Consider the following 24,336-nt stretch of genomic DNA (forward strand, 5'->3'; position numbering starts at 1 on the left):
GTCCCGGCCGGACGCTCCCATGAAGCATTAAGACAGCGGAAAGCCCCGACGCACGGGAGGAACCGGCCACAAGAAAGGCTACCGACAAACACGGCGTGACCGACACCCGTCAAAGCGATCTTCTCGGACAAGCGTGTACCCCGTCCACCACGTCAGAGGCCCAAAAAGGGCCCCTGACATGGGAAAACGTGCCCAAGGTGGGACTCGAACTGCATTCCCACCCCTGCAAACACTGGCCTCCCCCGGAAACATCGCCAGTCGTAGCCAGTCCGGCCGATGTACGGCTGGATCCGAAGCCCAAGGTGTGCACATTGTGCACACCCCCTCTATTGCCGACTTCAGCGCCCCATGCAGTCGACTCGAGCAAGACGATGACCAGGCCAGGCTCAACGACGCGGCTGGAAAGGTCACCTCGCTGCCGGTGACACTTGGGCCGGCCTCACGGGCTAGCGGGTGAGGCGACCTGTAAATCCGTAGCTGAGAACACGCAGCATGTCCCACCGCGCCTTCCCGCAGTGGCAGGAACAGGGCTATGTATTTATACGCGCGACCTGCCGCGAATGAAGTGGATGACCAAGACGACCACGGCGATTACCAAAAGTAGGTGAATTAAACCGCCGCCGATGTTGCCGAGCAGGCCGAGAAGCCAGAGAACTGCGATAACAATTGCTATCCAGAGCAACATGAGAGTCTCCTTTGATTCCCACCGCGAAAGTCGTGTGGTATGTATCAACCTATTCCAGGAACGGGTAACTGGAAATGGTTAAACGCCAAGAAACATGGGACTATCCTGTCGGCCACCGGAAGCTTACGCGGCAGCTTTGACATTCCTCCCATGACCCAAGCCTGTCTTGCGTAGTGGGCCAGCGGACCATGACTTCCGCCACTGTCACCGCGGCAAACCTGTATGGGCCCCGTCAGCCACAGTCCCCACCGCCACAAGTGCCTGGGTGACTTAATTGCCGGGCCTGCTCGGCCCGGTGCGATGAAACAGCCGGCTCCCGCTGGACCATGGAGGCGCCGTTGCTTCACGTAATTGTGCAGACAACGCCTGCACTATTGGCCAAGCTATACGAGGTCGCCAGGCCGCAGCAGCACAACGTCCACGCCGACACTCCCGGCTGAGCGGACACGCCGGTGGTTTCCGGTGGACAACCGGGCGGGACTTGTTCATTGGCCCCTGAGGCGCCCGGAACTGCCAGGGGACATACTCGACATACTCTGTGCGGCCATCGGCGGGGCTGTTTCGCCGCTCCGGCGTGCCAGCACCGCGCACCCCACGAGGGATCACCCCGAGGATTCCCTGTGGGGGCGTGAGCAGGACGACGACTGGAATCGAGGTCGGGAATGGTCGCCCGACCATACGCACCAGAGAAAGATTTCCTGGTGCTTGCCGACTATGACGGGGACGTTGTCAGGATCGCGTCCCAGCCGTTTGCTGTGCTGTGGCCTAAAGGGACTGATAGTGCCCGCGGCCATGTGCCGGACTTCTTTCACTTTCGGCGTCGAGATCACTTACAACGGGCGACCTGACGGGCTGTACGCGGTCACGTGCCGCTCTTCTTCTGGAACCCAGACCGTTCGTTTCAACCCCAGCGTGCTACCGAATAGGGTTAAGGGTTTGGACTATCCGTGGTCTCGCGGCGCCGACGGGACGCCGCGAGGCCTGACACGTGAAGTGGGCGGGAACGAGGCACGAAACGCGCTGCGTCCTGGTGTGCGCATTTAGTGCGTCAAGGACTCAGCGCGCCTTCACCGGCGAGGACTCCCCCATGGCCAACCTCATGCTGTCGGTGATGAGCGCCGAATTGGAACGGGCAATTATTAGGGGCCCTGGCGCGGCAGCCGGTGCGGCGATGGTTGTGTGGGCACGTCAACGTGCCGGCGGCCTCATCGGGGGTGAATCCGCCCTCGACGGCAGGGCGACCGCATGGATTGATAACTGGGGTGTGAGCGGTGCGGGCGGAAGAGGCGAGCATCTTCTCCGGAACCTTAGGCCCAGTCGGCCACGACGTGGAGGTTGATGCCGGCGATCGTGGGATCCATGCCGATCAGCCGGGCACCGACGCTCCGGTCACTGTTCTCCGGTCCGGAGGCCTTGAGCCCGGTGTCGGTTCGATGACAAGACGGGTACTGAATCCGTCTTGCTGCCGGGACTGGCTGCCCCTCATGTCATCAGATACATCCTTTCTGCGCCCGCCTCTGCTGCGACTATCACCCCCGGGCGCCGGAGTGGACCTTCAAGGGCATGCACTCGGTTGCCTTGCCCATAAGAAGCAGCAACTACGTCTCCTCAACGGTCAGGGCTTGCCTGAGCAACGTCGCCGACCGTTAGCGCAACCGCCAGCTCCATAGTGTCATTGGGGTGGGCGAGATCTTTATTGGTCAGAGTCTGGATGCGTCTAAGGCGCTGTTTAACTGTGTTCGGGTGTACCTGCAGAAGGCGAGCGGTGTCAGCACTAACTAGCCCGGTTGAAAAGTAGGTTCGAAGGGTTTGGACCAGCTCAGTTTTTCGCGAGCAGTCGTGGGCCCGCACCGGCCCGAGCGTGCGGTCTGCATACTGAAGCAACTGATTGGCGTCGTCGAGCTGCAGCAGTAAACCTACAAGGCCAAGCTCGGCCAGCGTGACCGACACATCGGACCGCCCCGTGAGTGCGAGCATGTCCAGGGCGCCAGCTACAGAACGGTAGGACCGAGTGTAAACATTCAGTTCTCGACAGGGCCCAAGTGAAACTGCTGTCGCGACGGCATCGGGACGACGTGAAGCGGCGAGTTTGCGGATTCTCTCGGCCAGATCCACCTCCGACATCGAATGAACAATAGAGGCAGGAACAAGAACGACAATCCGATCGTGGTGCACCGCGGATAAGGGACGCGGCCTCATCTGTTCAGTCCATGCGTTGATTCTGCGGAGGGCTTGTTGGAGGCCAGCATCCAGGTCGCTTTGCCCTACATGCGCCAGAGAAACACCGACCATAAAGTGTTCGACGGTCAAATCGTGCCCGAGCCTGTCTGCACGGGCTACTAACTTCGTCATCGCAGAGGGCTCCCCACTTAGAAGATCATTGAGGACTTCACCTTGGAGTCTCCACTGCGCCTCTTCAGCTGTACGTATTCGTAGGATTTCGAGCGATGTGACCACTGCTGCATGTTCGACGGCGCGGCCATCGATCGCTGTCAATGGTTCAGGCCCGCTTGCAATCCAGATTCGAGCAACCTCGTTTTCATCAAGCAACACTGGGTGCCTCAAGAATTCGCTGGTTTCATCCTCACGCTTGTCAGCCCTGGTTCGATCGTCGGGAAATTTAGCGGCAGGATTTGAAGATCCGATCATGGTTCCCTGCATGTCTTCAATCAGGATGGCCCGTGAAATCAAAATCGAGAGGGCGGTGGCAATGCCGGGGACACCAGCTCCCCTAAGGGCAATTTCCGTCAGCTTTTGGTGGATGTCCTCGGACTTCTGCAGCAGGTCACGCTGGAGTTGAAGTTCTCGGTTTAGGAGAACAAGTTCCTCCAGCCGTGCAGCTTCGGCGGACCGCAGCCGGGCGGTGGTGAGTGCGATAGCAGCGTGGTCGGCGAGGACTGCGAGTAACGCTATTTCTTGGCGCCCGAACTCGTGAACACCAGCGCGGTAACAGTTCAATGTGCCAATAACGGTGTCCTGGGACTCCATCAAGGGGACAGAGATCATCGAGCGGTATCCCTGCTCCTTTGCAACTCCTCCCCAGGGCGCAAACTGCAGGTTGGCCTGGATATCGGCGATAGCGACAGGCCTTCCAGTTCGAAACGCCGTACTCGAGGGGGCTTCGGCGGAAACATCCTGCTGGAGGAGAACCGGGTGATCTGCATTGACGTGATCGATGTATTCCACAGAAAGTCCGCTCGATCCCTCAATGGTGAGCTTTCGGCCAGAGGCGTCGGGTAAAAGTACGCCGCAAAACTCGTAGCCCATCAGGGACCCAGCTGTCTCAGCAATGAGGTTGAGTACCTCTATGAGCGGCTTCCCTGTTGCAACGGTCTGAGTGATGATACGAACGCTGTCCAGCCATCGCCTGACCTCGAGCGAGCCCTCATTGCTTGCGCTGCTCATCGATTCCCTCATGGTCACACTGTACCGATGAGTGTCGGAAAAAACACTAAGAGGTAATAAGTATGTTCGGAGAGACATATTCGTGACGTGATCTGAATCGCATACTGGTAGTGATCTTCCCCGAATACATGGCAGCAGAGCTGCTGAAGACCATGAAACGAGAGAAACATGACTGAGCACTTTATGTTTATCGACGGCAAGGATGTTTCCGCCGACAGTGGTGCATCTTTGACCATCTCAAATCCGGCGACAGGCCGAGCGATCGCCACGGTACCTGACGGGGGTCGAGTCGATGTCGACAAGGCCGTGACCGCTGCTAGGACAGCTTTCGAATCTGGTCCGTGGCCGCGTATGAGCCGGACGGAGCGAGCGAAGGTACTGCTCCGAGCGGCGGACGCCCTCGAAGTAGCCAGCGAGTCCTTGTTCACACTTGAGACACAAAATAACGGCCGTCCAATCACTGAGACCAGGGCGCAGCTGTCTCGGGTGCCGGAATGGTTCCGCTATAACGCGGCCTTGCTCGCTGCCCAACGGGAAGCTGTCCTTCCGAGCGACGGACCTTACCTGACCTACCAGAAGCGGACTCCCCTTGGAGTCTGCGGGATAATCACCCCCTTCAACCACCCTGCGCTGATCCTCGCCAGAAGCCTTTCCGCTGCTTTGGCAACGGGAAACACTGTCGTCATCAAACCCTCCGAGCTCACCCCACTCACCACCCTTGCGATCGCCCGTATCATCACGGATGCTGGCGTCCCGGAAGGAGTGGTCAATGTTGTGACGGGGGGTCGGGAAGCCGGGATCGGACTAACCGAACACCCTGACGTGGCCAAAATTACGCTGACGGGCGGTACCGAGGCTGGGCGGTCCGCTGCCGTAACCACGGCGGCGCGATTCGCACGCATTACAGCTGAACTAGGTGGCAAGACCCCGGTAATAGTATTTGGCGATTACGACCCGAAGGCTGCGGCCGAGGGAGCTGCCTTCGCCGCGTTTGTTGCGTCCGGGCAGTCGTGTGTCGCCGGCGCACGTTTCCTTGTACAGCGGGAACGGTACGACGAGTTTGTCTCCGCATTGGTCGCGAGGGCAAATGCAATCAGAATTGGTGATCCCGCTCAGCCCGAAACTCAAATCGGGCCGATGATCAGCGACCTGCAACGCCGCAAAGTTCTTGACTACATAGAAATCGGTCAGCAGGAGGGTGCCCGGCTCGCCGCAGGAGGCGGCATTCCGGACCTGCCGGACGATCTTCGCGATGGGTTCTTCCTGCAGCCCACAGTTTTCGCTGACGCATCCAACTCGATGCGCGTCGCCCAAGAGGAAATCTTCGGCCCTGTCGCTGTCGTTGTCCCCTTCGACACAGAAGCGGAAGCCATTGAAATGGCCAACGACAACCGCTTCGGCTTAGGTGCCGCTGTCTGGACCCGCGACCTGGCCCGCGGCCATCGTGTCGCGGCATCCATTGAGTCGGGCATGGTCTGGGTCAATGATCATCACCGTCTTGAACCGTCGCTGCCTTGGGGCGGCATTAAGGAATCCGGAACTGGAAAGGACGCCGGGACAGAGTCCTTTGACGACTTCACCTGGATAAAAACGATCGTGGTCCGCATCGCCGACTATGACGTCGACTGGTACGGGACCAACGCCCCCGAGCGACTCAACTGAGTCACCGACCCCTTGACGATTGGACAATAACGTGACACCAAATAGCGGACCCGCTGCTAGTCTCGGCTGGCGACAGCAGATCACCCGGGTGCAATGGCTAGTACTTTTTGGCACCACCATGGGATGGGCACTCGACGGATTCGCCGGCAGCCTCTACGCACTGGTATTAGGGCCTGCGATGACAGACCTGCTGCCTCACTCCGGCATCGTCGTCAGCCCCGGTCAGATCGGAGTCTACGGTGGCCTGACCGTAGCCCTGTTCCTTGCCGGGTGGGCGACCGGCGGAATCCTTTTCGGTGTACTCGCCGACTACTTTGGTCGAGTCCGTGTACTCTCGATCGGCATCCTCACTTATGCCGTCTTCACAGCACTGGCGGCATTTGCCGACACATGGTGGCAGCTCGGCATTCTTCGATTCATTGCCGGTCTTGGATCCGGCGTTGAAGCGCCGGTTGGGGCAGCACTCGTTGCAGAAGTTTGGCGCAACAAGTACCGCGCCCGGGCCTGCGGTGTGATGATGTCTGGTTACGCAGCCGGCTTCTTCATGGCCGCATTGGCTTACGCTCTGCTCAGCGATCACGGATGGCGGTTCATGCTTGTCCTGGCAGTCGTCCCCGCATTCCTCGTGTGGTTCCTGCGCCGTTATGTTCCCGAACCTGAAGAAATCAAAACGGTCATCAAGGAGCGCAAGGAGCGCAAAGGTAAAGCCACAGGCCGACCAGAAGACCAATTCGTCCTACGCCGGCTCCTGTCACCGCCACATCTGCGGGCAACACTCATCTGCACCGCCCTTGCCTCCGGCTCCCTGTTGGCATTCTGGAGCGTTTCGACGTGGTACCCCCAAATCATTCGTGACATGACTCTCGCCGAATCGCTCTCCACTCAAGTGGGCAACCACCGCGTTGCAATCTCATCAATGCTGTTCAACGCCGGCGGAATCCTCGGGTATGCCTCATGGGGCTTCCTCGCTGACGCCATTGGACGGCGCAAAGCGTTCCTGGTCAGCTTCATAATTTCAGGGCTCAGCATTGCGTACCTCTTCCCGTTCGAACACCCCTACACCACTTACTTGATCGTCATCCCCATCGTCGGGTTCGGACTGTTCGGAGCACTCTCCGGAAACTTCGTCTACGGCCCAGAAATGTTTTCGCCAAGTATGAGGGCGAGCGGGATTGCCTTGGCAAACAGCATCGGGCGGTATATCACCGCGGCCGGCCCGCTGGTCGCAGGCGTGATAGCTACGTCCTGGTTCGGCGGCAACCTCGGCGTGGCGACAGCGGTGTTGGCCGCGACGGGAGTCATCGCCCTTATTGGCTTGTACTTCGCCCCTGAAACTCGCAACGCCGAACTCCCAACTGATGCCCCATCCGACCTCTCCACCGACCCCGTTTCAATTGAAGGAGCGTCGAAATGAACGCCTACAGCGGATCGCGAGCAGTTGTCATTGGAGGATCCATTGGCGGACTGACAGCCGCCCTTCTACTCCGAGACCTCGGGTTTGAAGTCGATATCTATGAACGGACACCATCTGATTTGGACGGACGCGGCGGCGGTATTGTTCTGCAGCCGGACACCCTGCGATGGTTTCGTGAGCGCAGTTCACAGCGACCAGAAGATGTCAGCACTACGACAAGCTGGGTCCAGTACATTGATTCTGACAACCGGTTAATTGATAGAGAAGCCCGTTCCTGGTCCCATACGTCCTGGGGGACGTTCTACAGGGCTCTGCTCGCAGACTTCGGGCGCGAGCACTACCACCTCGGTGAATTTGCCTGCGGATTTGATCAGGACGAGGACTCTGTGACCGTTCGCTTCGTTAGCGGCAGGCGGGAGGTGGCATCTCTCGTCGTGATCGCTGACGGTGTGACATCAGCCAACCGAGCCCGGATTGACCCCGATGTCACCCTCGACTACTCGGGCTACATCGGGTGGCGCGGAACGGTCGACGAAGCCAACCTAACCGCCGAGACAGCTGCCCTGCTCAATGATGCAGTGACCTACAACGTCGTTCCTCACTCCCAAATCACCATGTATCCGATCCCCAGCGAGCGAGGCGTCGCCAAGGGCCAACGTCTGATGAACTACGTCTGGTACCGGAACGTATCCGCCGGACCTGACCTCGACGAAATGCTTACCAGCAAACAGGGTTTCCTGGGAAAGGTGTCAGTGCACCCCAACCAGGTTCAAGATCGATACGTAGACGAGATGCGCGATACCGCCACACGCATTCTTGCCCCAGCAGCCGCAGAAGTGGTCACCGCTACCGTGGCGCCCTTCATACAGGTCGTCTGGGATTCCCGTGCATCGAGGATGGTCAACGGCCGGGTTGCTCTTATTGGAGACGCAGCCTGTGGCGCAAGACCTCATGCTGCTGCCGGCACAGCCAAAGCTGCCGCCGACGCGTGGTCGCTGAGCGATGCCTTGGCCGCCGCAGCCGGCAACGTAGCCGAGGCCCTGGAGAAGTGGGAACCCGGCCAGCTTGAGCTGAGCAGCAACCTGCTCACGCGCGTAAAAGCCATGGGCGAACGATCCCAATTCACCAACACGTGGACTCCAGGAGACAAGGATCTCCGATTCGGTCTTTACGGACCGGGACACTAGCTCACACCCACCATCGAAAGGCTCACTCATGACTACTGATAGCTTCCTCAGTGATCTCCCCCTTGCCGGAACCCTCGTTGGAAAGAACTTCGAAGGATGGTCCGAAGAACTCCGCAGAGAATTCGACGCCCACGCCTATGACGGTGAGGTGGGGTCGAAGCTCCTCAGCGAGAACGACCGCGTACGCGTCTGGGAAATCCGACTTTCACCTGGCGAACGCTGGCATGCGCACCGTCATGTCTTGGACTACTTCTGGACCGCAGTCACTGCCGGTTCAAGCCGCCAGCACACACACGACGGCACTACCCGTGACGTGTCATATTCGGCTGGCGAAACCCGGCACTTCCGCTTCGTGGCAGGGCAGTACCTTCTTCACGACATCGAGAACATCGGTGATTCAGACCTAATCTTCACCACGGTCGAACACCTCGACTCCGAAAACGTTCCACTGTCGGTGGTGACCCAATGACCGCGGATCTGGTAGACGTCCACGCGCACTGGCTCCCCACCGACCTGTTCGGGCTCCCCCCGGGCTCTCCGTTTGGAGCGATGCGGGATCAGGACGGCGAGTTGTTCCTGGGCGACCTGCCCTTGTCAATCCGGACCGAGGCAATGAGCGATACAGGCGCCATCATCGCCGATATGAACGCCAACGGCATCGCACTTCGGGCACTGTCACCGCCGCCCTTCGCGTTTGCCGTGGACTCTGCGGCTGAGGACTACATCAACACGTATAACGATGCCTTGGCAAAGGTTATCGCCCAGTCCTTCGGCCGCCTCTCCGGCCTGGGGCTAGTCAGGCTTGATGATCCTGCAGCCGCTGATCACCAGATAGCTGACATTGCAGCAGCCGGCACTCTCGCCGGGATTGCAATTCCCCCCGTCTTACGCGGCGCGTCACTGGATACCGGGGTGCTTCGGGCAGTGCTGCAGTCCGCTGCAAAGCACCGTTTGGCGGTATTAGTGCATCCGATGCAGCTACCTCGACCCGAATGGTCATCCCACTACCTATCGAACCTCATCGGCAATCCTGTGGAGTCCGCGACAGCTGTAGCATCAAGTGTCTTGGGCGGCGTCCTGGAAGAACTGCCAGATCTTCGGATATGTTTCGTCCACGGCGGCGGGTGCGCCCCTGCCCTGTTGGGGCGATGGGAACACGCGTGGCGGGCAAGACCGGATGTCCGGGCCAACAGTTCACGAAACCCACGGGAAGTATTTAAGGCAGCCTACTTCGACACGGTCACCCACGACGTCCAAACTTTGGATTTGCTGCGTTCCCACGCCGATGAGAGACGCATTCTATGCGGAACGGACTACCCGTTCGATATGGCCCAACCTGACGTGGCATCATTTGTGGATCGTTGCGGATTGGACCGAGCGTCGTTGCTGCGCAATGGGGAAACCTTTCTCGGTGCGAAGATACCTGCGTCGGTGACACTGTGAAAAGTTTGTTCGATCCCATCACTTTGCGTGGACTGACGATCAATAATCGCATCTGGATGTCCCCAATGATGCAGTTCTCATCTACCCCCAACGGGCCCGATACCGGCACCGCGACAGACTGGCACTTTCAACACCTTGCGGCACGTGCAATAGGCGGGGTTGGCCTAGCGATGGTGGAGGCCACCGCAGTCGATCCGGAAGGCCGCAGCAGTGAGTACGACTTGGGACTGTGGAACGACCACCAGGCCCGGTCCCACGGGAGGATCATCGATTTCCTTCATGAGCACGGAACTGCTGTTGGCATTCAGCTGGTGCATGCAGGACGAAAAGCCTCGACAGGCCGCCCATGGAATGCCGGAAATCATATCGAAGGGCAGTGGGACCGTGTCGGACCAAGCTCAGAGTCTTTCGGTAGCCTTCCGGCGCCAAGAGAGCTGACGACGGCCGAAATTTCCTCTCTCGTCGAGTCCTTCGGAGCAGGTGCTCGCCGCGCACACAACGCAGGGTTCGATGTCCTGGAACTACACGGCGCTCATGGTTATCTCATACATCAGTTCCTGTCACCTTTCTCAAACGTCCGCACCGATCAATATGGGGGTTCCCTGACCAACCGTATGCGGTTCGCCATCGATGTCGTCGATGCCGTACGGCGCGAGTGGCCTGGCGACAAACCATTGTTCTTTCGCGTCTCGGCCACGGACTGGCTTGCCGGCGACACAGATGACCCACGACGCGGCTGGACTAGGGAAGAGACCGTCCTGCTGGCAAGGATTCTTGGCGAACACGGGGTTGATCTATTGGATGTCTCGACGGGCGGCATAGCGCCGGACGCAAAGATCCCGGTGAAGCCGAACTATCAGGTGCAGTTCGCCGAAGAGATTCGGCGGGAAGCAGGCATACCCACCGCTGCAGTCGGACTGATTACTGAACCGGGCCAGGCATCAGAAATCGTGTCTTCTGGCAGTGCTGATGCAGTATTCCTCGCACGGGAGCTGCTTCACAACCCTAACTGGGCGCAGCGGGCGGCGGCTGATCTCGGAGAACCAATTCGCTTTCCGCAGCAATACGCCCGTGGCTTCCAAAGACTCGTCCGGGCAAGTGCAGGTGCTTGACAGGTAAGCAACTTCGCAGCTGACTCGAAGGGCAGCACTGCCGCCGAGCAGCACCGCACCGAGAACATCGAATTCGAGGGTGGTTTCGTCCAACGCGCATAAGCCGCGGGAAGAATGTAGGCGCTGATGATGGAGAAAGTGTGATGACCATATTCCAAGCTTCAGAATTAGTATTTTGCGTCGATGGCAACGATGCAGCCACCCTCGAATCCGACGTAGCCAAGGCAGTGGAAATCGCCGGACTGGAGGCTCAACTGTCCGGTAATGCCGGAGTAGTGATCACCCAGCACGATTATTGGTCATTCACGATAGCCGTGACCTCCGCGGTTCCCTTTGGCCAAAGGATTGAAAGGCGCGAATGGCTTGCTGCTTGCTGAGCCAACGCATACCGGCCTCGCCGAAAAATCGATGTCACCCCAGGACCTGGAGCTGGAGGTCTGAAGAAACTTTTGTGCTCGCAGTAGCTTCACGACTACGACAAGCATTATGGCTTGCGGGGCACGAGGAAGCCGGCCTTGAGGGCGGTCATCTCAAGGCTCGAAGCAAAGCATCCATGTCGCTCCTACAACATTAATCAAACGAAAGCCATTAACTATGAGCCAGACCATGGCTGACCGCACACCCATTGCTCTGCATAACCAGGCGGCAACTTCAAAATCAGCGGGACATGTCATTGTCGATACGCTGGTAGCCCATGGGATAAAGCGCGCGTACGTTGTCCCGGGCGAGAGTTTTCTGGATGTCCTTGACGGTCTTCATGACTCGCCGATTGAGACGATCGTCTGTCGCCACGAGGGTGGTTCCACCTATATGGCCGAGGCCGACGGCAAAATGAACCAAATTCCTGGCATTGCGATGGTCACTCGGGGTCCGGGTGCTGCCAACGCGCACGTTGGACTGCATACGGCGTGGCAGGACTCTACCCCCATGGTGCTGTTTGTTGGGCTGATCCCCTTCGCCCACCGGGACCGCGAGGCCTTCCAGGAATTCGACGTCAAAGCCTGGTTCGACACCGGCGCCAAGCGAGTGATGGTTCTAGATCATGCAGAGCGTGCCTCCGAAATCGTCGCCGAAGCACTGTTCGCGGCCATGAGCGGCCGGCCCGGCCCCGTCGTCGTCGGCCTGCCTGAGGACGTCATCCGTCAACAGATCCCCGCCGAGCTCCATCCCCCCATCCCGGTAGCCACCGGCGGAATGACCATAGTTGACTCGGCTGCACTGGCAGATGCGCTGGCCGCATCCAGCAAGCCCCTGTTCGTCACCGGTGGTAACGACTGGACCCAGGGCGGCGCCGATCAGCTCACTTCCTGGTTGGAAAAACACCAGATACCAGCGGCAGCAGAATGGCGAACTGAAGGGACAGTTCCCTTCAGTTCCCCCTCCTACGCCGGGCCTATTGGTTACGGCCGGCCCCGCCCCACGTATGACCTGCTTGAGGAAACTGACCTGCTGATTTTTGTGGGTACTGTCCCGGGCGACGTTATTACCGACGGCTTTCTCTGCCGGCAGGACTGGAACAAAAAGAACTTCCTCGTCACCATCGACCCGTCCCTCCGCGGCCGTTCCGGTCCGGTCTCCTACCAGATCGTCGCTAAACCGGACGTATTCGTCCGGGACCTGGCGAAGATCGAACTGCCGGTCAAGGACGAATGGAAGACCTGGACGGCCAGGATGCGGGCCGAGCAGGAATCCTTCTCAGCCCTCCCGCCAGCGGTGCAGTCGGCCGGTCCGGCGCGGATGGACACTCTGATGGCCAACCTCGTTCCCACGCTGCCGGACGACGCCATGGTCACTCTTGGGGCGGGTGAGCACACCAACTGGGCACACCGCTACTTTCCCACCCAGCGCTACGCATCCATGATCAGCGCCCGCAACGGCTCCATGGGCTACTCCGTTCCCTCCGCCATCGCAGCTTCCCTGGAATACCCCGGCAGGCGCATAGTGACCATCGCAGGAGACGGCGAGTTCCTCATGAACGGCCAGGAGCTCGCCACTGCAGCACAGTATGGCGCCACTCCTCTGGTGATTGTGATGGACAACCAGGAGTACGGCACCATCCGCACCCACCAGGAACGCCACTACCCCGGCAAGGTCTCCGGCACCCAGCTGAAAAACCCCGACTTCGCGCTCATGGCCCAGGCCTTCGGCGGCTACGGCATCAAAGTAGAACGCGACGCCGACATCCCTGCCGCAATCGAAGCGGCGCTGAAAGCCATCGACGAAGATCACGTGTTCGCGCTCATTCATTTGGTGGTAGAGCAAAGAGTCAAAGCGTACTAAGGCCGCCTGCGGCGTTCCTGCCGCCTGACCCCACCCTCGAACGGCTGCGCCCTGCAACCTTCTTAAGAACGGAAAAACATGTCCGTCCCCGTACTTACTGAACTCGACCTGCTGGAAACTGTGCCCACCGGCCTGCTCATTGGCGGCCAGTGGGTGGAGGCGTCCGATGGCGGCACGTTCGATGTGCATGATCCCGCCACCGGGGAGGTGCTGGCCACCCTCGCCTCCGCTACCAGCGAGGACGCGGTTGCAGCTTTGGACGCCGCGGACAAGGTCCAGGCGTCGTGGGCGCGCACCGCGCCCCGGGTGCGGGCCGAGATCCTCCGCCGTGCCTTTGACCTGGTCACCGAACGGGCCGAGGACTTCGCCCTGCTGATGACCCTGGAAATGGGCAAGCCCTTGGCCGAGGCCCGCGGCGAAGTCACCTACGGCGCCGAGTTCCTGCGCTGGTTCTCCGAAGAAACCGTCCGCGACTACGGCCGCTACCTCACCACCCCGGAGGGGAAGAACAAGATCCTGGTCCAGCACAAACCTGTCGGGCCGTGCCTGCTGATCACCCCGTGGAATTTTCCGCTGGCCATGGCCACCCGCAAGGTCGCCCCCGCCGTCGCCGCGGGCTGCACGATGGTCCTCAAACCTGCCAAGCTCACCCCGCTGACCGCGCAGTACTTCGCGCAGACCATGCTCGACGCCGGCCTGCCTGCCGGGGTCCTGAACGTGGTGTCGTCCTCGTCGGCCTCGGGGATCTCCGGGCCGCTGCTGAAGGATTCCAGGCTGCGGAAGGTCTCCTTCACCGGGTCCACCCCGGTGGGCAAGCGCCTCATGGCCGACGCCGCGCAGAACGTGCTGCGGACCTCGATGGAGCTCGGTGGGAACGCCCCGTTCATCGTGTTCGAGGACGCCAACCTCGACGCTGCCGTCGAAGGGGCGATGGCCGCGAAGATGCGGAACATGGGCGAGGCCTGCACCGCCGCGAACCGATTCCTGGTCCAGGAATCCGTCGCCGCCGAATTCACCACCAAGTTCGCCGCAGCGATGGGCGCCCTGGCCACCGGCCGCGGCACCGACCCCGCCACCCAGGTAGGACCGCTCATCGACGCGGGCGCCCGCGATGACGTGCACGCCCTGGTTCGTGCCGCCGTCGACGCCGGGGCGGTTGCCGTCACCGGCGGCGCACCCGTTGACGGGCCCGGCTACTTCTACCAGCCCACCGTCATCGGCAACGTCCCCAACGACGCGGCGATCCTGGGGCAGGAAATCTTCGGCCCCGTCGCCCCCGTCACCACCTTCACCACCGAAGAAGACGCCATCAGGCTCGCCAACGCCACCGAATACGGCCTCGCCTCCTACCTCTACAGCCGCGACTTCAACCGTCTCCTCAGGGTCGCAGAACAGATCGAATTCGGCATGGTGGGCTTCAATGCAGGCGTCATCTCCAACGCCGCCGCACCCTTCGGCGGCGTCAAACAATCAGGGCTCGGCCGCGAAGGCGGCACCGAAGGCATCGCCGAATACACCACCACCCAATACATCGGCATCGCCGACCCCCACACCGGGTAACGGGCTCTTCCTGCCTGGGCGGAAGTATCAGACCACCAGGGCCTCCCATCCTCGCAACTGGGAGGCCCTGGTTCAAGCGGACACCCGCGACATCAGGCGGAGAGACCGTGTGGTCTGGGCGCGAGACGCCCCTCGACCAGTGGAAGACGGCCCCCAGCCGGTCCGCGGCTGCGGCGCAAAGGCACGTAAGTGCCCGCGGCCGGTTGCTAAGGATTCTCGCTCGTCGGGGGAAACCATGAAAAACTCTAAGTGTGAAAATGGGACCCGATCGCATGGCCCAGCATCTTCAAGAATGGTTGCAGGCGCTTGCCCATATCGGTGCGGCAGTCAACCATGGCGTTTCGCTGGGCGAGTTGTTGGATCTGATCGCCAAGACCGCCTGCAAATTGATGTCCTACGACTTCTGCGCCATCACTATCCCGGACGCGACGTCGCAAGTCCTGGTGATCGAAGGCTCCTATGGCCTGTCGGCCGACTACGTCCGAGAAGTAAACGCAACGCATCCGATCCGTCTTCACGGCGTGCACACCCCCACGCCGTCGGGACAAGCGTTCGCCATGGGCATTCCCGTGCAGATCGAAGAATTCGGAAGTGATCCGGCGATGCTTGCTTGGAGAGCTGCGGCGAGAGACCAAGGATTTAGCTCCATGATCTCCGTGCCTTTAAACTCCGCAGATGAAACACTCGGGACCATCAACTGCTACACCCGATCCCCCCATCACTTCACTAAGGCAGAAGAATCGCGCCTCTTGATGTTGGCAGACCAAGCGTCCGTAGCCATCACCACGAGTCGTCTGCGCTCCAACGAGACGAAGAGGATCATGAAGCTCAATGAGCTGAATGCGTCGCTCGAGGAGCGGTATGAACTGCAAAGGCAAGCCGAAGCGATTCACGAGCGGTTGATGGCCCTGGCGCTGGAAGGCGGCGGAGTTAGAGCCCTTGGCGAAGCCCTTGCCGAGATCCTGGATCGTCCTGTCGCCGTGAGCGAGACCAACGGGACCATACTCTGCCATTTCGAGCGTGATGGCGTTTCGCTCCCGGTTACTCTCATCGCGAAGGCAGCTGGCCTCCCCCGCAATGATGTCATGTCCACAGGCAATGCCGGACTGCTGGCCGATGTGCATCTTCCGGATCCAACAGGAACGCGGAATCTAGTTCGGGTTTCGGTGATGATCAAGGAGAAGCTCGTCGCGTGGATCTGGACGAACGGGAGGGTTTCCGAGCTCCGACCGCTGGATCGCCAGGCGATGGAACGGTCCGCCGCGCCCCTGGCTCTGGAACTTCTCCGGATCCGGACAGCGACCCAGGCAGATTGGCAGGAAACCGGCGAGATTCTCTCCGGGCTCCTGTCAGGCAGAGGGCACTATGCCACAGCGCTTTTAGCCCAAACCGCACGCCTCGGCCACGATCTGTCACTTCCGCATGCAGTCGTCGCAGTCCGAATTGAACCCCGTCACGAAGGGTACCTGACGTACGGGCTTGCTCCCGCGTTCTCAGGGATGGCAGGGCAAATCTCGCCGAGGCCGCTGCTCGGATTTCACGAGGGGTACGTCGTTGCTCTCTGGCCGCTGGGGCCAACGACGCCAATCGGCGAACTGCGAGGCATCGGCGACGAAGTCAGGCGAATCGCTTCAGAACGCACCCAAATGGGTGGCGCGCACGCTGCCATCACGGGACCGGTCACAAGCATCGCTGACTATCCAGCGGCGTTTGCAACGGCCCGCGGAGCCATTGAGCTGGCGGCCCTGCGCAAGGCCTCCCCGGGGACGGTCATGTTGAGCGATCTAGGATTGGTTGGGCTTCTGCTTCAGCTACCGAATGTATCCGCTTTGAGCCACTACGCGGACGACGTGCTTGGCCCGTTACGGGCCAACGACGCAACCCAAGATTCATTGCTTCTGTCGACATTGTCAGCTCTCATTCACAATAATCTCAACGCGCGTAAGACGGCGGAGCAGCTGCATACCCAGGAAGACATCGTCGTCGAAGCCCGTCGGCGGATCGAGGATCTGCTCGCACTTAACCTCTCACGCCTTTCCGACCTCACGCGCATCTCAATGGCCCTCGAAGTAGAAGATGTCATCGAAGCCAGGCAGCGGCAAAGCACCATCGACGTCCAAACCCCGCGTACTAGCAGTCCTGAGTTAGAAAACACCTAAGTCAAATCGTGACTGGGCAGGATCCCGCCACGATCACGCCGTGGACCTTGCAGTTGCGCCAACTATCGGCGATTGTGCTCCGGGAAACCCCTTTGTCGTCGAGGACCATCAACAGGTGCGTTCCTCTATCACCATGCTGATCGTCATCTCACCGGCAGGCGGCATATGAAACTAACACTGGAGACTGCTCCGAGCCTTCTGCCCGCGTGCTTGACTCTGAAAAGCTGCCACTCGTCCGGAGCTACTATGACCGAAAACGTCGTGAAGTAGTGAGGGGCAATAGCGCCCAGGGCCCACGGGGGAAATGGCCAACTATTCGGTTACCTAGAGCCGGAAGAAGAACGCCAGCCGGACCAGACAAGCAGATTCAAGGTGTCCGGCAGGGAACCGCAGAAGTTGCCTCAGCCAAACCCGTGCATCCGCTTGCCTCCAATACTGTGGCTGTCTCCACCGGAGGGACTTCGGATCGGCCGTCGCCTGACTTCTATTTTTCAGAGGGCGCGTTGAAGGAGTGAAGCAATGAAGTAAATGCCCGGAGGTCGTCAATCGACCAGTCTTTAGTTCGTTCGAAGAACGTGGTCCCTCGAAGGTCGAGCGCGTCGACGACACGCGACTCACCAACCGAAGTGAGCGAGGCTTTGACTGCGCGACGATCGGCGGGATCTGGAGACGGTACGAATAAAGTGTGTCGGTGAGCACCCGGGCCGGATCGCTCATCGCCTCGGTCTCGATGGACAGCGGCAGCTCACCGAGATGCAGCTGGCCGTCGCGGCCGTGAAGTCCCGGCAGCGGGGACCCCGGCGGCAGCCCGAAGAGTTCCGCCGGCAGCCAGTGCGCGTGAATGTCGATGGGCCCGGGCCGAATTGCGGTGGTCATGCGACGACGGCCTGACGCGCTTCGAGCGCCTCGAACCGGGCCAGGACCTCGGCCTGCAGCATCGCGACGGCCGGATCGGAGGCCTTGCGGGGACGCGGCAGGTCGACGTCGATGATCTCGTGGATGCGGCCGCCGGGCTCGAGAACCACGATGCGATCGGACAATTGGACTGCTTCGGTGACGTCATGCGTGACGAACATGACGGTGCGCCGCGACTCCAGCCACAGGCGCTCCAGGTGTTCGCGCAGTGTCCGGGAGGTCATCGCGTCGAGGTGGGAGAACGGCTCGTCCATCAGGAGCACATCGGGCTCCACCGCGAACGCCCGCGCGATGCCGATACGCTGCTGCTGTCCGCCGGACAGCTGAGCCGGGTAGCGGTCGGCGCAGTGGCTCAGCCCCACCAGGTCCAGGTAGTGCCGGGCCCGCTCCTCCCAGCCGGCCCGCTCGTGTTGCACGAAGCCGAGATTGGCCATCACCGTGCGCCACGGCAGCAACCGGGCGTCCTGGAACACGTAGCCGATGCGGGCGTCGTCGTCTGCTGAGCGCAGGTTCACCGTGCCCGAGGTATGGGTCTCGATGCCGGAGACGATGTTGAGCAGGGTGGTCTTGCCGCTGCCCGAGGGGCCGACGACGGAGACGAACGTCTCGCCGGAGATCGTCAGGTCGATACCGTCGATGACGCGGGTGCGGTTGCCTTGCCGATCGTGGAAGTCCTTGACCAGATCACGAATTTCGATGGAACCCAAGGGTTTGCCTCTCGTAGTTGGGGGGGTTAGGCCGAGCGCCAGCGGGTCGCGTAGCGCTCGATGGGGCCGAGGAGCACGAGGTCGGCGATGACGAGCAGCAGGATGAACACCAGCACCCAGGCGAAGAACCCGTCGAGCTGATTGGCGTCGTACCAGTACCGGGACCGCCATCCGACACCGGAGGTGGAGCCGAACCATTCCGCCAGCAGCAGACCGTTCCAGGCGCTCATGATGGCGAACCGGACGGCCGCCACGGTGGAGCCGGCGACGGCGGGGGCCACGATGTGGCGCAGGATGTGCCCTCGAGGGACGCCGAACGACCGTGCCATCAAGACCAGATCAGCGGGTACCGCGCGGGTGGCCTTGGCGATGTTGACGATGACGAACGGCAGCCCGGACAGGAACACCGTCACCACCGGCGTGAGCCAGCCGAAGCCGAACCACATGGTGGTCAACAGTGCCCAGATCACCGCGGGAATCGCCAGGGCGGCGGCGTTGAGATCGGAGAACGCCAGATCGGCCAGCTTCGACATGCCCATCAGCACGCCGATCACCGCACCCACCACCAGCGCCAGGACCAATCCCAGGACGAAGCGGTTCATGCTGATGGCCAGGTTGTGCCACAGTTCGCCGATCGCGGCCTCGGAGACCAGGCGCTCGACAGTCTGCACCGGTGAGGGCACCCGGTTGCCGACGAGCACCGCGATCTGCCAGACCGCGAGGATGCTGAGCAGCGCCGCTGTGACGGCAATGGCCGACATGCCCTGGGTTTTCAGGTGACGCTGCCAGGCCGGCAGTTCGGTGGGAATGGTCACGGTCATGCGAGGTCCTTCCGCCATGCGAAGAATCGAGTTTCAAGGTAGGCGAGACCGCGCTCGATGAGGATCATGGTGATGATGAAAAGTGTTGTCCAGGCCAGCATGTCGGCAACTTGGAACTCCTGGTAGGCCTTGCGGATCATGAAGCCAACCCCGTCGCTGGCCCCGAACACTTCGGTGAGCGCCTCGACCTTCCACGCCATCGCAAAGCCATACCGCACTCCGGCGAAGACGAAGGTGGCCAACGCCGGCAGGTAGAGATGGCGGAGCACGTCTCGGCGGTTGCGGTTGAATGCCTCGCACATCGCCAGCAGGTTGCCGTCGACCGAGCGCACCCCCTCGGCGACGTTCATCGCGATGAACGGCAGCGCCACCAGCGCTGAGACCACGATGGGTCCGCCGGCGCCGACCCCGAAGATCAGCAACCCGAAGACCGCGTACGTCAGACCCGGCATGTTGCCGAGCACGAACAGCGGCAACGAGAAGTAGGAGGTCATGAATTTGCTTCTGCCCATGGCGAATCCGATGACTAGGCCGCCCACCATGGCGATCAGGAAACCGGCCGCGATCTTGGAAATGCTCGACGCGAAGTTGGTGAACGCCTCGCCGGACATGGTGATCTGGATGACCTGCTCGAGCACCTCCGCCGGCCGCGGCAGGATCGGATCGTTGACCCAGGCGGCCACCGCCGCCCAGCCGCCGATCGCCACGATCAACGCGATGCCCGAGACCACCCACTGGCGTGGCCCGGTCGGTTGTCCGGGGTTCTTGCTCCACCGACCCCGGGGCGCCGGTTGTTCCGCCCCCGTTGCCGGCGGAGTGATCGTCTGGGTCACTGGTGCACTCCTTGAGTCGGCAGGAACTGCGGATCCTTGATGTCGTCGCCGATGATCCCGGTGCTGCGCATCAGGTCGAAGATCGAACTCTCGTCCTCTGCCCACTTCTGATCGAAGCGCACCTCGTTGACCACCCAGTCGTGTTCAGCCACATACTTTTTCATGAACTCGATGTCTTCGGGCGTGGCGACGGCGAAGTGCTGGGGATACATCTCGATCATCTCTTCACGATGTTTCTGCCATTCGGCGAGGCCGCGGTCCCACAGATCCAGAAACGCCGACACTTCGTCAGGATGTTCGTCAACCCAGTCCTTGCGCGCCACGAACACGTTGCCCATGGGGCCGTCGTGGCCGGGTGCGTTGAGTTCGGCGAACAGGTCAGCCGAGGATTTCCCGTCGTAGAGCGGGCGCACCGAACCATCGCGCAATTCACGGGCGGACAGATCGGGATAGCAGATGCAGGCATCGATCTCGCCGCGCGCCAACAGATTCGACAGGTTCTGGATATCGGCGACCACGACTTCGAAGTCGCCGTCAACCAGATTCATGTCGTGCATCTGCTTGATCAGGGCACTCCACACCAGCGTGCCCGAGACCGTGGTGAACACACCGAGTCGCTTGCCCCGCAGGTCTTCCAGGGACTGCGCCGGGTCGTCGGAGCGGACCAGGATGCGGCTGCGCTCGGCGTTGTAGCGGCCGATGATGACGGTCTCGCGCTGCGTCTGCTCCTCGAGGTAGGGAACCTCGAAGGACGCGGTGGAGATGATGTCGGCGTGACCGCCGGCGAACAGCCCGAATTCGTCCCAGGTGGCACTGGTTTCGATGCGGTAGCCCGTCTCGTCCTGCCACTCGTCGACCAAGCCGGTGTCGTGCATGTAGTCCCAGATGGGGTCCGGCGCGAAGGTGAAGCGGATCTCGCCGTCCTGGGCCGCCCGCGCCGACGCCGGGCCGCCGAGGCCGGCCGCGCAACCGGACGTGAAGACCGCCACTGATACTGCCGCCGCTGCGACCAGTGCGACCGTTCGTCGTATGCGTGTGTGCCTGATGTGTCTCTGTTGGCGCACAGTCACCTCCTTTGGTTCCTGTGACGGCTGTCACCGTCTTACCCACCACGATGCATGACCCAGACCACCTCGAGCAATGTCTGAGAGCACACACCTATAATGGACTCTATGTCGCGTCAGACACACCACCCGCACGTGCCGCTGGAGCGCTGGCTGGACGCCCTGGCAGACATCGGCGAGGCCGTCGGCGGAGACGAACCCGTCACCGACCTGCTGGACCGGGTGGCCCGCACCGCGTGCACTCTGTTCGGCTACGACTTCTGCGCGGTGTTCCTGCCCGACCACAGCGGAGCCGCGTTGACCATCGTCGGCTCACACGGGCTGTCCGCCGACTACGTCGCCCAAGTCAACGCCGACCGACCCATCCTGCTCGACGTGCACAGCGCCGAGGAGGCACCCACCAGCGTCGCCTTCCGCACCGGCGACGTCGTCGCCCTGGAGGACATCGAACGCGTACCCGGCATCGGGCCGTGGGGCGGAGTCGCCCACGAGCAGGGGTACCGGGCGCTGGTCTCGGTGCCGCTACGCCGCAGCGGCCGCGTCGTCGGAGCGCTCAACGGCTATCACGCCGCGCCGCACCGGTTCGACCACGCTGAGATCAGCCTGGTGAACGCGATGGCCACCCAGGCGGCCGTCGCCTTGGGCACCGCGCAGTTACGCGCCGGCGAGCAGGACGCCATCCGCGAACTGCGCCGGGCCGAGGAGGTACACGCACTACTGACCGCGACGGCGTTGCGCGGCGAGGGGGTGGCCGGCGTGGCCGCCGCGCTGGCCGAACTGCTGGGTGCACCGGTTCGACCACGCTGAGATCAGCCTGGTGAACGCGATGGCCACCCAGGCGGCCGTCGCCTTGGGCACCGCGCAGTTACGCGCCGGCGAGCAGGACGCCATCCGCGAACTGCGCCGGGCCGAGGAGGTACACGCACTACTGACAACCAAACCGTAGTGGTGGGCAACCCTGACGGCGGCCAGGACACGCTGCCGTTCGAGACGTTCCAATCCACGAACATCAACCAGTACATCGCCATACCGGCATACCCCTAGAACCGGACGGCGGAGCCCCCGCCGCAGTGACAGCGGCAGGAGACGCATCTCTGCCTGAGCAGCTCAACGATACTTTCGGCGCGCTCCTGAGCCTGGATGTTTAAGGGCAGGCTGTCCCTCTACAAGCCTCGGCTCTTAACACGAGTTCCGACAGTTCCCCATTCGGGCGCGGGCAGTAGGTCCACTATAGGAGGCGCGCCTCAGGCATCCCTGGGGCCGGCTTCGGTATCATCGTCGGGCGGCCCATGCCAGCGCTGCGACGATGTGTCCTTCGATGGGAAGTGCAGTGCACATGGTGCTGATGGGCGTCGGCGGTGGCTTTACTGCATCTGGGGGTCGGTGGGCCGGATTCACGACTTCATGACTCCAGCTTTCTCACAGCGAAAGCCTCGATTACTTCGCGTTAGGGACTCCCGCTGCCGCCAAGGCGGCCGACGAAAGACCGGTTATCGGTGCGCAAAGGTCACAGGGTTACGATCTATGACCGATCTGGGTGCGCTTCCTCGGCTGCTGATGCTCAGCGCACCGCCCAGCAGCAGGGTGAAGGTCCGGGCAAGCCGGTCCGGTTCGTCGGCACCGGCGCGTCGGGCAAGGTCCGCGACAGTGGCGAGTAGCTCATTATCGTCCACGCACAGTCAGACAAAGCCGGAAATCAGGCCGCCGCCACCACATTACACCCCGGCCCGGCGTGCTCCTCGCGGAAGGGCCGTGGCGCACCGGAGGAGTGATCCACAACGAGCCCCATTGCCGCGTTTTCACGCACAGCCGCTATGCCCTCCACAACGTCCCTAATCGTCGTAAACTTCGGTGAGACCGCCACCTCTGTGCCGTCCTGTGCGGTCAGCCGGAAGAGGAATGATCCCCCGCCCGATTGGAGAATTTCAAACGTGCCAGCCATCGTTATTGCCCACCCTGCATCCTTGCAACCATTGCATCGGCCCGTTGGGTCACGGAGTGTGATCCGGCCAACATAAGAGTATCCCGGGCATTCTCCGCTAAGGACGCCACTGGCGTGTGCGTGCGCCGATGGAGCCGACGGTCGCTGCGAGGCCGTCATCCGAAACACGCACCTTATTCCTACCGCCTCGCCCGCAGAACTGACAGACAAGCCCTGTGTCGCGGGGCCTTCCACTCCGTCCCCGATCTCCTTGCCGCCATCGAGAACGACCTCGCCGTCCACGACAACGAACCAAAACCCCTCATCTGGACCACGACCGCCGAGAGCATCCTGGATACACTCGCCGCGGCCGCGTCGCACCCCAATCCGTCAAACAAAACTGGGATAGACCACCAGGAACCAGTGACGATATTCGGGTTTACGATGAAAATGTCCTACCGGGACGACCCGGCGGACCGTCCATCGATAGGGGAATCATCATGGGTTTGGGTGACAAGATCAAGCACGCTGCCGAGAAAGTCGGCGGCAAGGGCAAGGAAGCCGCCGGCAAAGCCACCGGTGACGAAAGCCTGGAAGCCGAAGGTAAGACCGATCAGGCCAAGGCGAGCATGAAGCAGGCCGGCGAGAAGATCAAAGACGCCTTCAAGAAGCACTGACCGGACACGCTGGGGCCAGAGGGACACCCTGCAGTACCCCTGGCCTCAGTGGCCCGTCCGGACCTGCACCGCTTTCGGCGAAGCTGCGCCTGAGCTGGCAACCGATAGTCAGTGGCCGCCCGGGGTCCTGCTGAACCGGTCGGTTGCGGCCCTGGTGGCCTGACCCGTCAGGACGTAGATAATGGCCCCGGTACCGGCCGCCGTGAGCGGGAACCAGATAATTCCCGGAACGCCCCTGCCCTGGTGTGCCTCTTTCTTCAGGGCCGGCTCTCCTGCCCTGCCGGACCGCGCAGTGTCCACCATTTTTTGGCCAGGAGCCCGGCCCCGAGCGTCGCTCCCAGTCCTGCCAGCTTCACCAGTACACTCATGGCCGATCTCTCCGATCCAGCGGTCAGTTTGCCCGGCCCCTCGGCTAGCCGGCACTAGCCTCCGGAGTCTACGCCGGGGCGGCCGGCCGGGAAATGGGCAGAGGGAGGGCCGCACGCCACCCT

At 61.6% G+C, this 24,336-nt stretch carries 21 protein-coding genes and 1 pseudogene; 13 read left to right on the forward strand and 9 right to left on the reverse strand.

The genetic code is table 11. The features are described from left to right. Nucleotides 1-538: 538 nt before the first annotated feature. Nucleotides 539-685, reverse strand: coding sequence for a lmo0937 family membrane protein (locus CXQ91_RS21725; RefSeq protein WP_104175952.1), 147 nt, complete (start codon nt 683-685; stop codon nt 539-541). A 1,063-nt stretch (nt 686-1,748) separates the two neighbouring features. Here CXQ91_RS21725 and CXQ91_RS25495 point away from each other — a divergent pair. Further along, a pseudogene (locus tag CXQ91_RS25495) lies at nt 1,749-1,829 on the forward strand (recombinase family protein); the annotation flags it as partial. Nucleotides 1,830-2,293: 464 nt separating this feature from the next. On the opposite strand, the gene CXQ91_RS21735 reads toward CXQ91_RS25495, so the two are convergent. Then, nucleotides 2,294-4,102 (reverse strand): GAF domain-containing protein, encoded by a 1,809-nt coding sequence (locus tag CXQ91_RS21735; protein ID WP_181039000.1) that lies wholly within the window; start codon nt 4,100-4,102, stop codon nt 2,294-2,296. A gap of 156 nt (nt 4,103-4,258) precedes the next feature. On the opposite strand from CXQ91_RS21735, the gene CXQ91_RS21740 reads away from it, so the two are divergent. The 10 genes from CXQ91_RS21740 (at nt 4,259) to CXQ91_RS21780 (ending at nt 16,907) form a co-directional block, all read left to right on the forward strand. Then, complete coding sequence (locus CXQ91_RS21740; RefSeq protein WP_104175955.1) at nt 4,259-5,752, forward strand: aldehyde dehydrogenase; 1,494 nt, start codon at nt 4,259-4,261, stop codon at nt 5,750-5,752. A 19-nt stretch (nt 5,753-5,771) separates the two neighbouring features. Further along, nucleotides 5,772-7,166, forward strand: a complete 1,395-nt coding sequence (locus tag CXQ91_RS21745) for an MFS transporter (RefSeq protein ID WP_219816571.1) — start codon at nt 5,772-5,774, stop codon at nt 7,164-7,166. Next, a complete protein-coding gene (locus CXQ91_RS21750; protein ID WP_104175957.1) occupies nt 7,163-8,353 on the forward strand; it encodes an FAD binding domain-containing protein in 1,191 nt (396 codons plus the stop codon). The genes CXQ91_RS21745 and CXQ91_RS21750 overlap by 4 nt, the downstream gene beginning before the upstream one ends. Before the next feature lie 28 nt (nt 8,354-8,381). After that, nucleotides 8,382-8,822: a hypothetical protein gene (locus CXQ91_RS21755; RefSeq protein WP_104175958.1), complete on the forward strand. Its 441-nt coding sequence runs from the start codon at nt 8,382-8,384 to the stop codon at nt 8,820-8,822. After that, nucleotides 8,819-9,796 carry an amidohydrolase family protein gene (locus CXQ91_RS21760; RefSeq protein WP_104175959.1) on the forward strand — a complete coding sequence of 326 codons (978 nt, stop codon included), beginning with the start codon at nt 8,819-8,821 and terminating at the stop codon, nt 9,794-9,796. The genes CXQ91_RS21755 and CXQ91_RS21760 overlap by 4 nt, the downstream gene beginning before the upstream one ends. Then, nucleotides 9,793-10,908, forward strand: a complete 1,116-nt coding sequence (locus CXQ91_RS21765) for an NADH:flavin oxidoreductase/NADH oxidase (RefSeq protein ID WP_104175960.1) — start codon at nt 9,793-9,795, stop codon at nt 10,906-10,908. Before CXQ91_RS21760 ends, CXQ91_RS21765 begins: the two co-directional genes overlap by 4 nt. Before the next feature lie 140 nt (nt 10,909-11,048). Next, entirely contained in the window at nt 11,049-11,285 is a 237-nt protein-coding gene (locus tag CXQ91_RS24610; RefSeq protein ID WP_146072410.1) for a hypothetical protein, read from the forward strand. A gap of 217 nt (nt 11,286-11,502) precedes the next feature. Next, nucleotides 11,503-13,188 carry a thiamine pyrophosphate-dependent enzyme gene (locus tag CXQ91_RS21770; RefSeq protein ID WP_374953695.1) on the forward strand — a complete coding sequence of 562 codons (1,686 nt, stop codon included), beginning with the start codon at nt 11,503-11,505 and terminating at the stop codon, nt 13,186-13,188. A 78-nt stretch (nt 13,189-13,266) separates the two neighbouring features. Then, nucleotides 13,267-14,748 (forward strand): NAD-dependent succinate-semialdehyde dehydrogenase, encoded by a 1,482-nt coding sequence (locus tag CXQ91_RS21775; protein ID WP_104175961.1) that lies wholly within the window; start codon nt 13,267-13,269, stop codon nt 14,746-14,748. A 257-nt stretch (nt 14,749-15,005) separates the two neighbouring features. Continuing rightward, on the forward strand, nt 15,006-16,907 hold the full coding sequence (locus CXQ91_RS21780; RefSeq protein ID WP_104175962.1) for a GAF domain-containing protein: 1,902 nt from the start codon (nt 15,006-15,008) through the stop codon (nt 16,905-16,907). Between the two features lie 324 nt (nt 16,908-17,231). On the opposite strand, the gene CXQ91_RS25065 is transcribed toward CXQ91_RS21780, so the two are convergent. The 5 genes from CXQ91_RS25065 to CXQ91_RS21810 are packed head-to-tail and all read right to left on the reverse strand — an operon-like array spanning nt 17,232 to nt 21,172. After that, nucleotides 17,232-17,783, reverse strand: a complete 552-nt coding sequence (locus CXQ91_RS25065) for a hypothetical protein (RefSeq protein WP_219816573.1) — start codon at nt 17,781-17,783, stop codon at nt 17,232-17,234. Next, complete coding sequence (locus CXQ91_RS21795; protein ID WP_104175963.1) at nt 17,780-18,529, reverse strand: ABC transporter ATP-binding protein; 750 nt, start codon at nt 18,527-18,529, stop codon at nt 17,780-17,782. The genes CXQ91_RS25065 and CXQ91_RS21795 overlap by 4 nt, the downstream gene beginning before the upstream one ends. Before the next feature lie 26 nt (nt 18,530-18,555). After that, nucleotides 18,556-19,350 (reverse strand): ABC transporter permease, encoded by a 795-nt coding sequence (locus CXQ91_RS21800; RefSeq protein ID WP_104175964.1) that lies wholly within the window; start codon nt 19,348-19,350, stop codon nt 18,556-18,558. After that, a complete protein-coding gene (locus tag CXQ91_RS21805) occupies nt 19,347-20,183 on the reverse strand; it encodes an ABC transporter permease (RefSeq protein WP_219816574.1) in 837 nt (278 codons plus the stop codon). Before CXQ91_RS21805 ends, CXQ91_RS21800 begins: the two co-directional genes overlap by 4 nt. Further along, nucleotides 20,180-21,172, reverse strand: a complete 993-nt coding sequence (locus CXQ91_RS21810; RefSeq protein ID WP_219816576.1) for an ABC transporter substrate-binding protein — start codon at nt 21,170-21,172, stop codon at nt 20,180-20,182. The genes CXQ91_RS21805 and CXQ91_RS21810 overlap by 4 nt, the downstream gene beginning before the upstream one ends. A 183-nt stretch (nt 21,173-21,355) precedes the next feature. On the opposite strand from CXQ91_RS21810, the gene CXQ91_RS21815 reads away from it, so the two are divergent. Then, nucleotides 21,356-22,054 (forward strand): GAF domain-containing protein, encoded by a 699-nt coding sequence (locus tag CXQ91_RS21815; protein WP_181039001.1) that lies wholly within the window; start codon nt 21,356-21,358, stop codon nt 22,052-22,054. 683 nt (nt 22,055-22,737) lie between these two features. On the opposite strand, the gene CXQ91_RS24615 is transcribed toward CXQ91_RS21815, so the two are convergent. Together CXQ91_RS24615 and CXQ91_RS21820 are read right to left on the reverse strand one after the other, a co-directional pair. Continuing rightward, the gene (locus tag CXQ91_RS24615) at nt 22,738-22,920 is read right to left on the reverse strand and encodes a hypothetical protein (protein WP_146072412.1); all 183 of its coding nucleotides are present in this window, start codon (nt 22,918-22,920) and stop codon (nt 22,738-22,740) included. Nucleotides 22,921-22,943: 23 nt separating this feature from the next. After that, entirely contained in the window at nt 22,944-23,189 is a 246-nt protein-coding gene (locus CXQ91_RS21820; protein WP_104175966.1) for a DUF1508 domain-containing protein, read from the reverse strand. 479 nt (nt 23,190-23,668) lie between these two features. Between CXQ91_RS21820 and CXQ91_RS21825 the strand changes: the two genes are divergently transcribed. Further along, nucleotides 23,669-23,845: a CsbD family protein gene (locus CXQ91_RS21825; protein WP_104175967.1), complete on the forward strand. Its 177-nt coding sequence runs from the start codon at nt 23,669-23,671 to the stop codon at nt 23,843-23,845. The last annotated feature ends 491 nt before the right edge of the window (nt 23,846-24,336 follow it).

Origin of the sequence: Arthrobacter sp. Y81, assembly GCF_002929335.1 — a bacterium.
GTDB lineage: Bacteria > Actinomycetota > Actinomycetes > Actinomycetales > Micrococcaceae > Arthrobacter.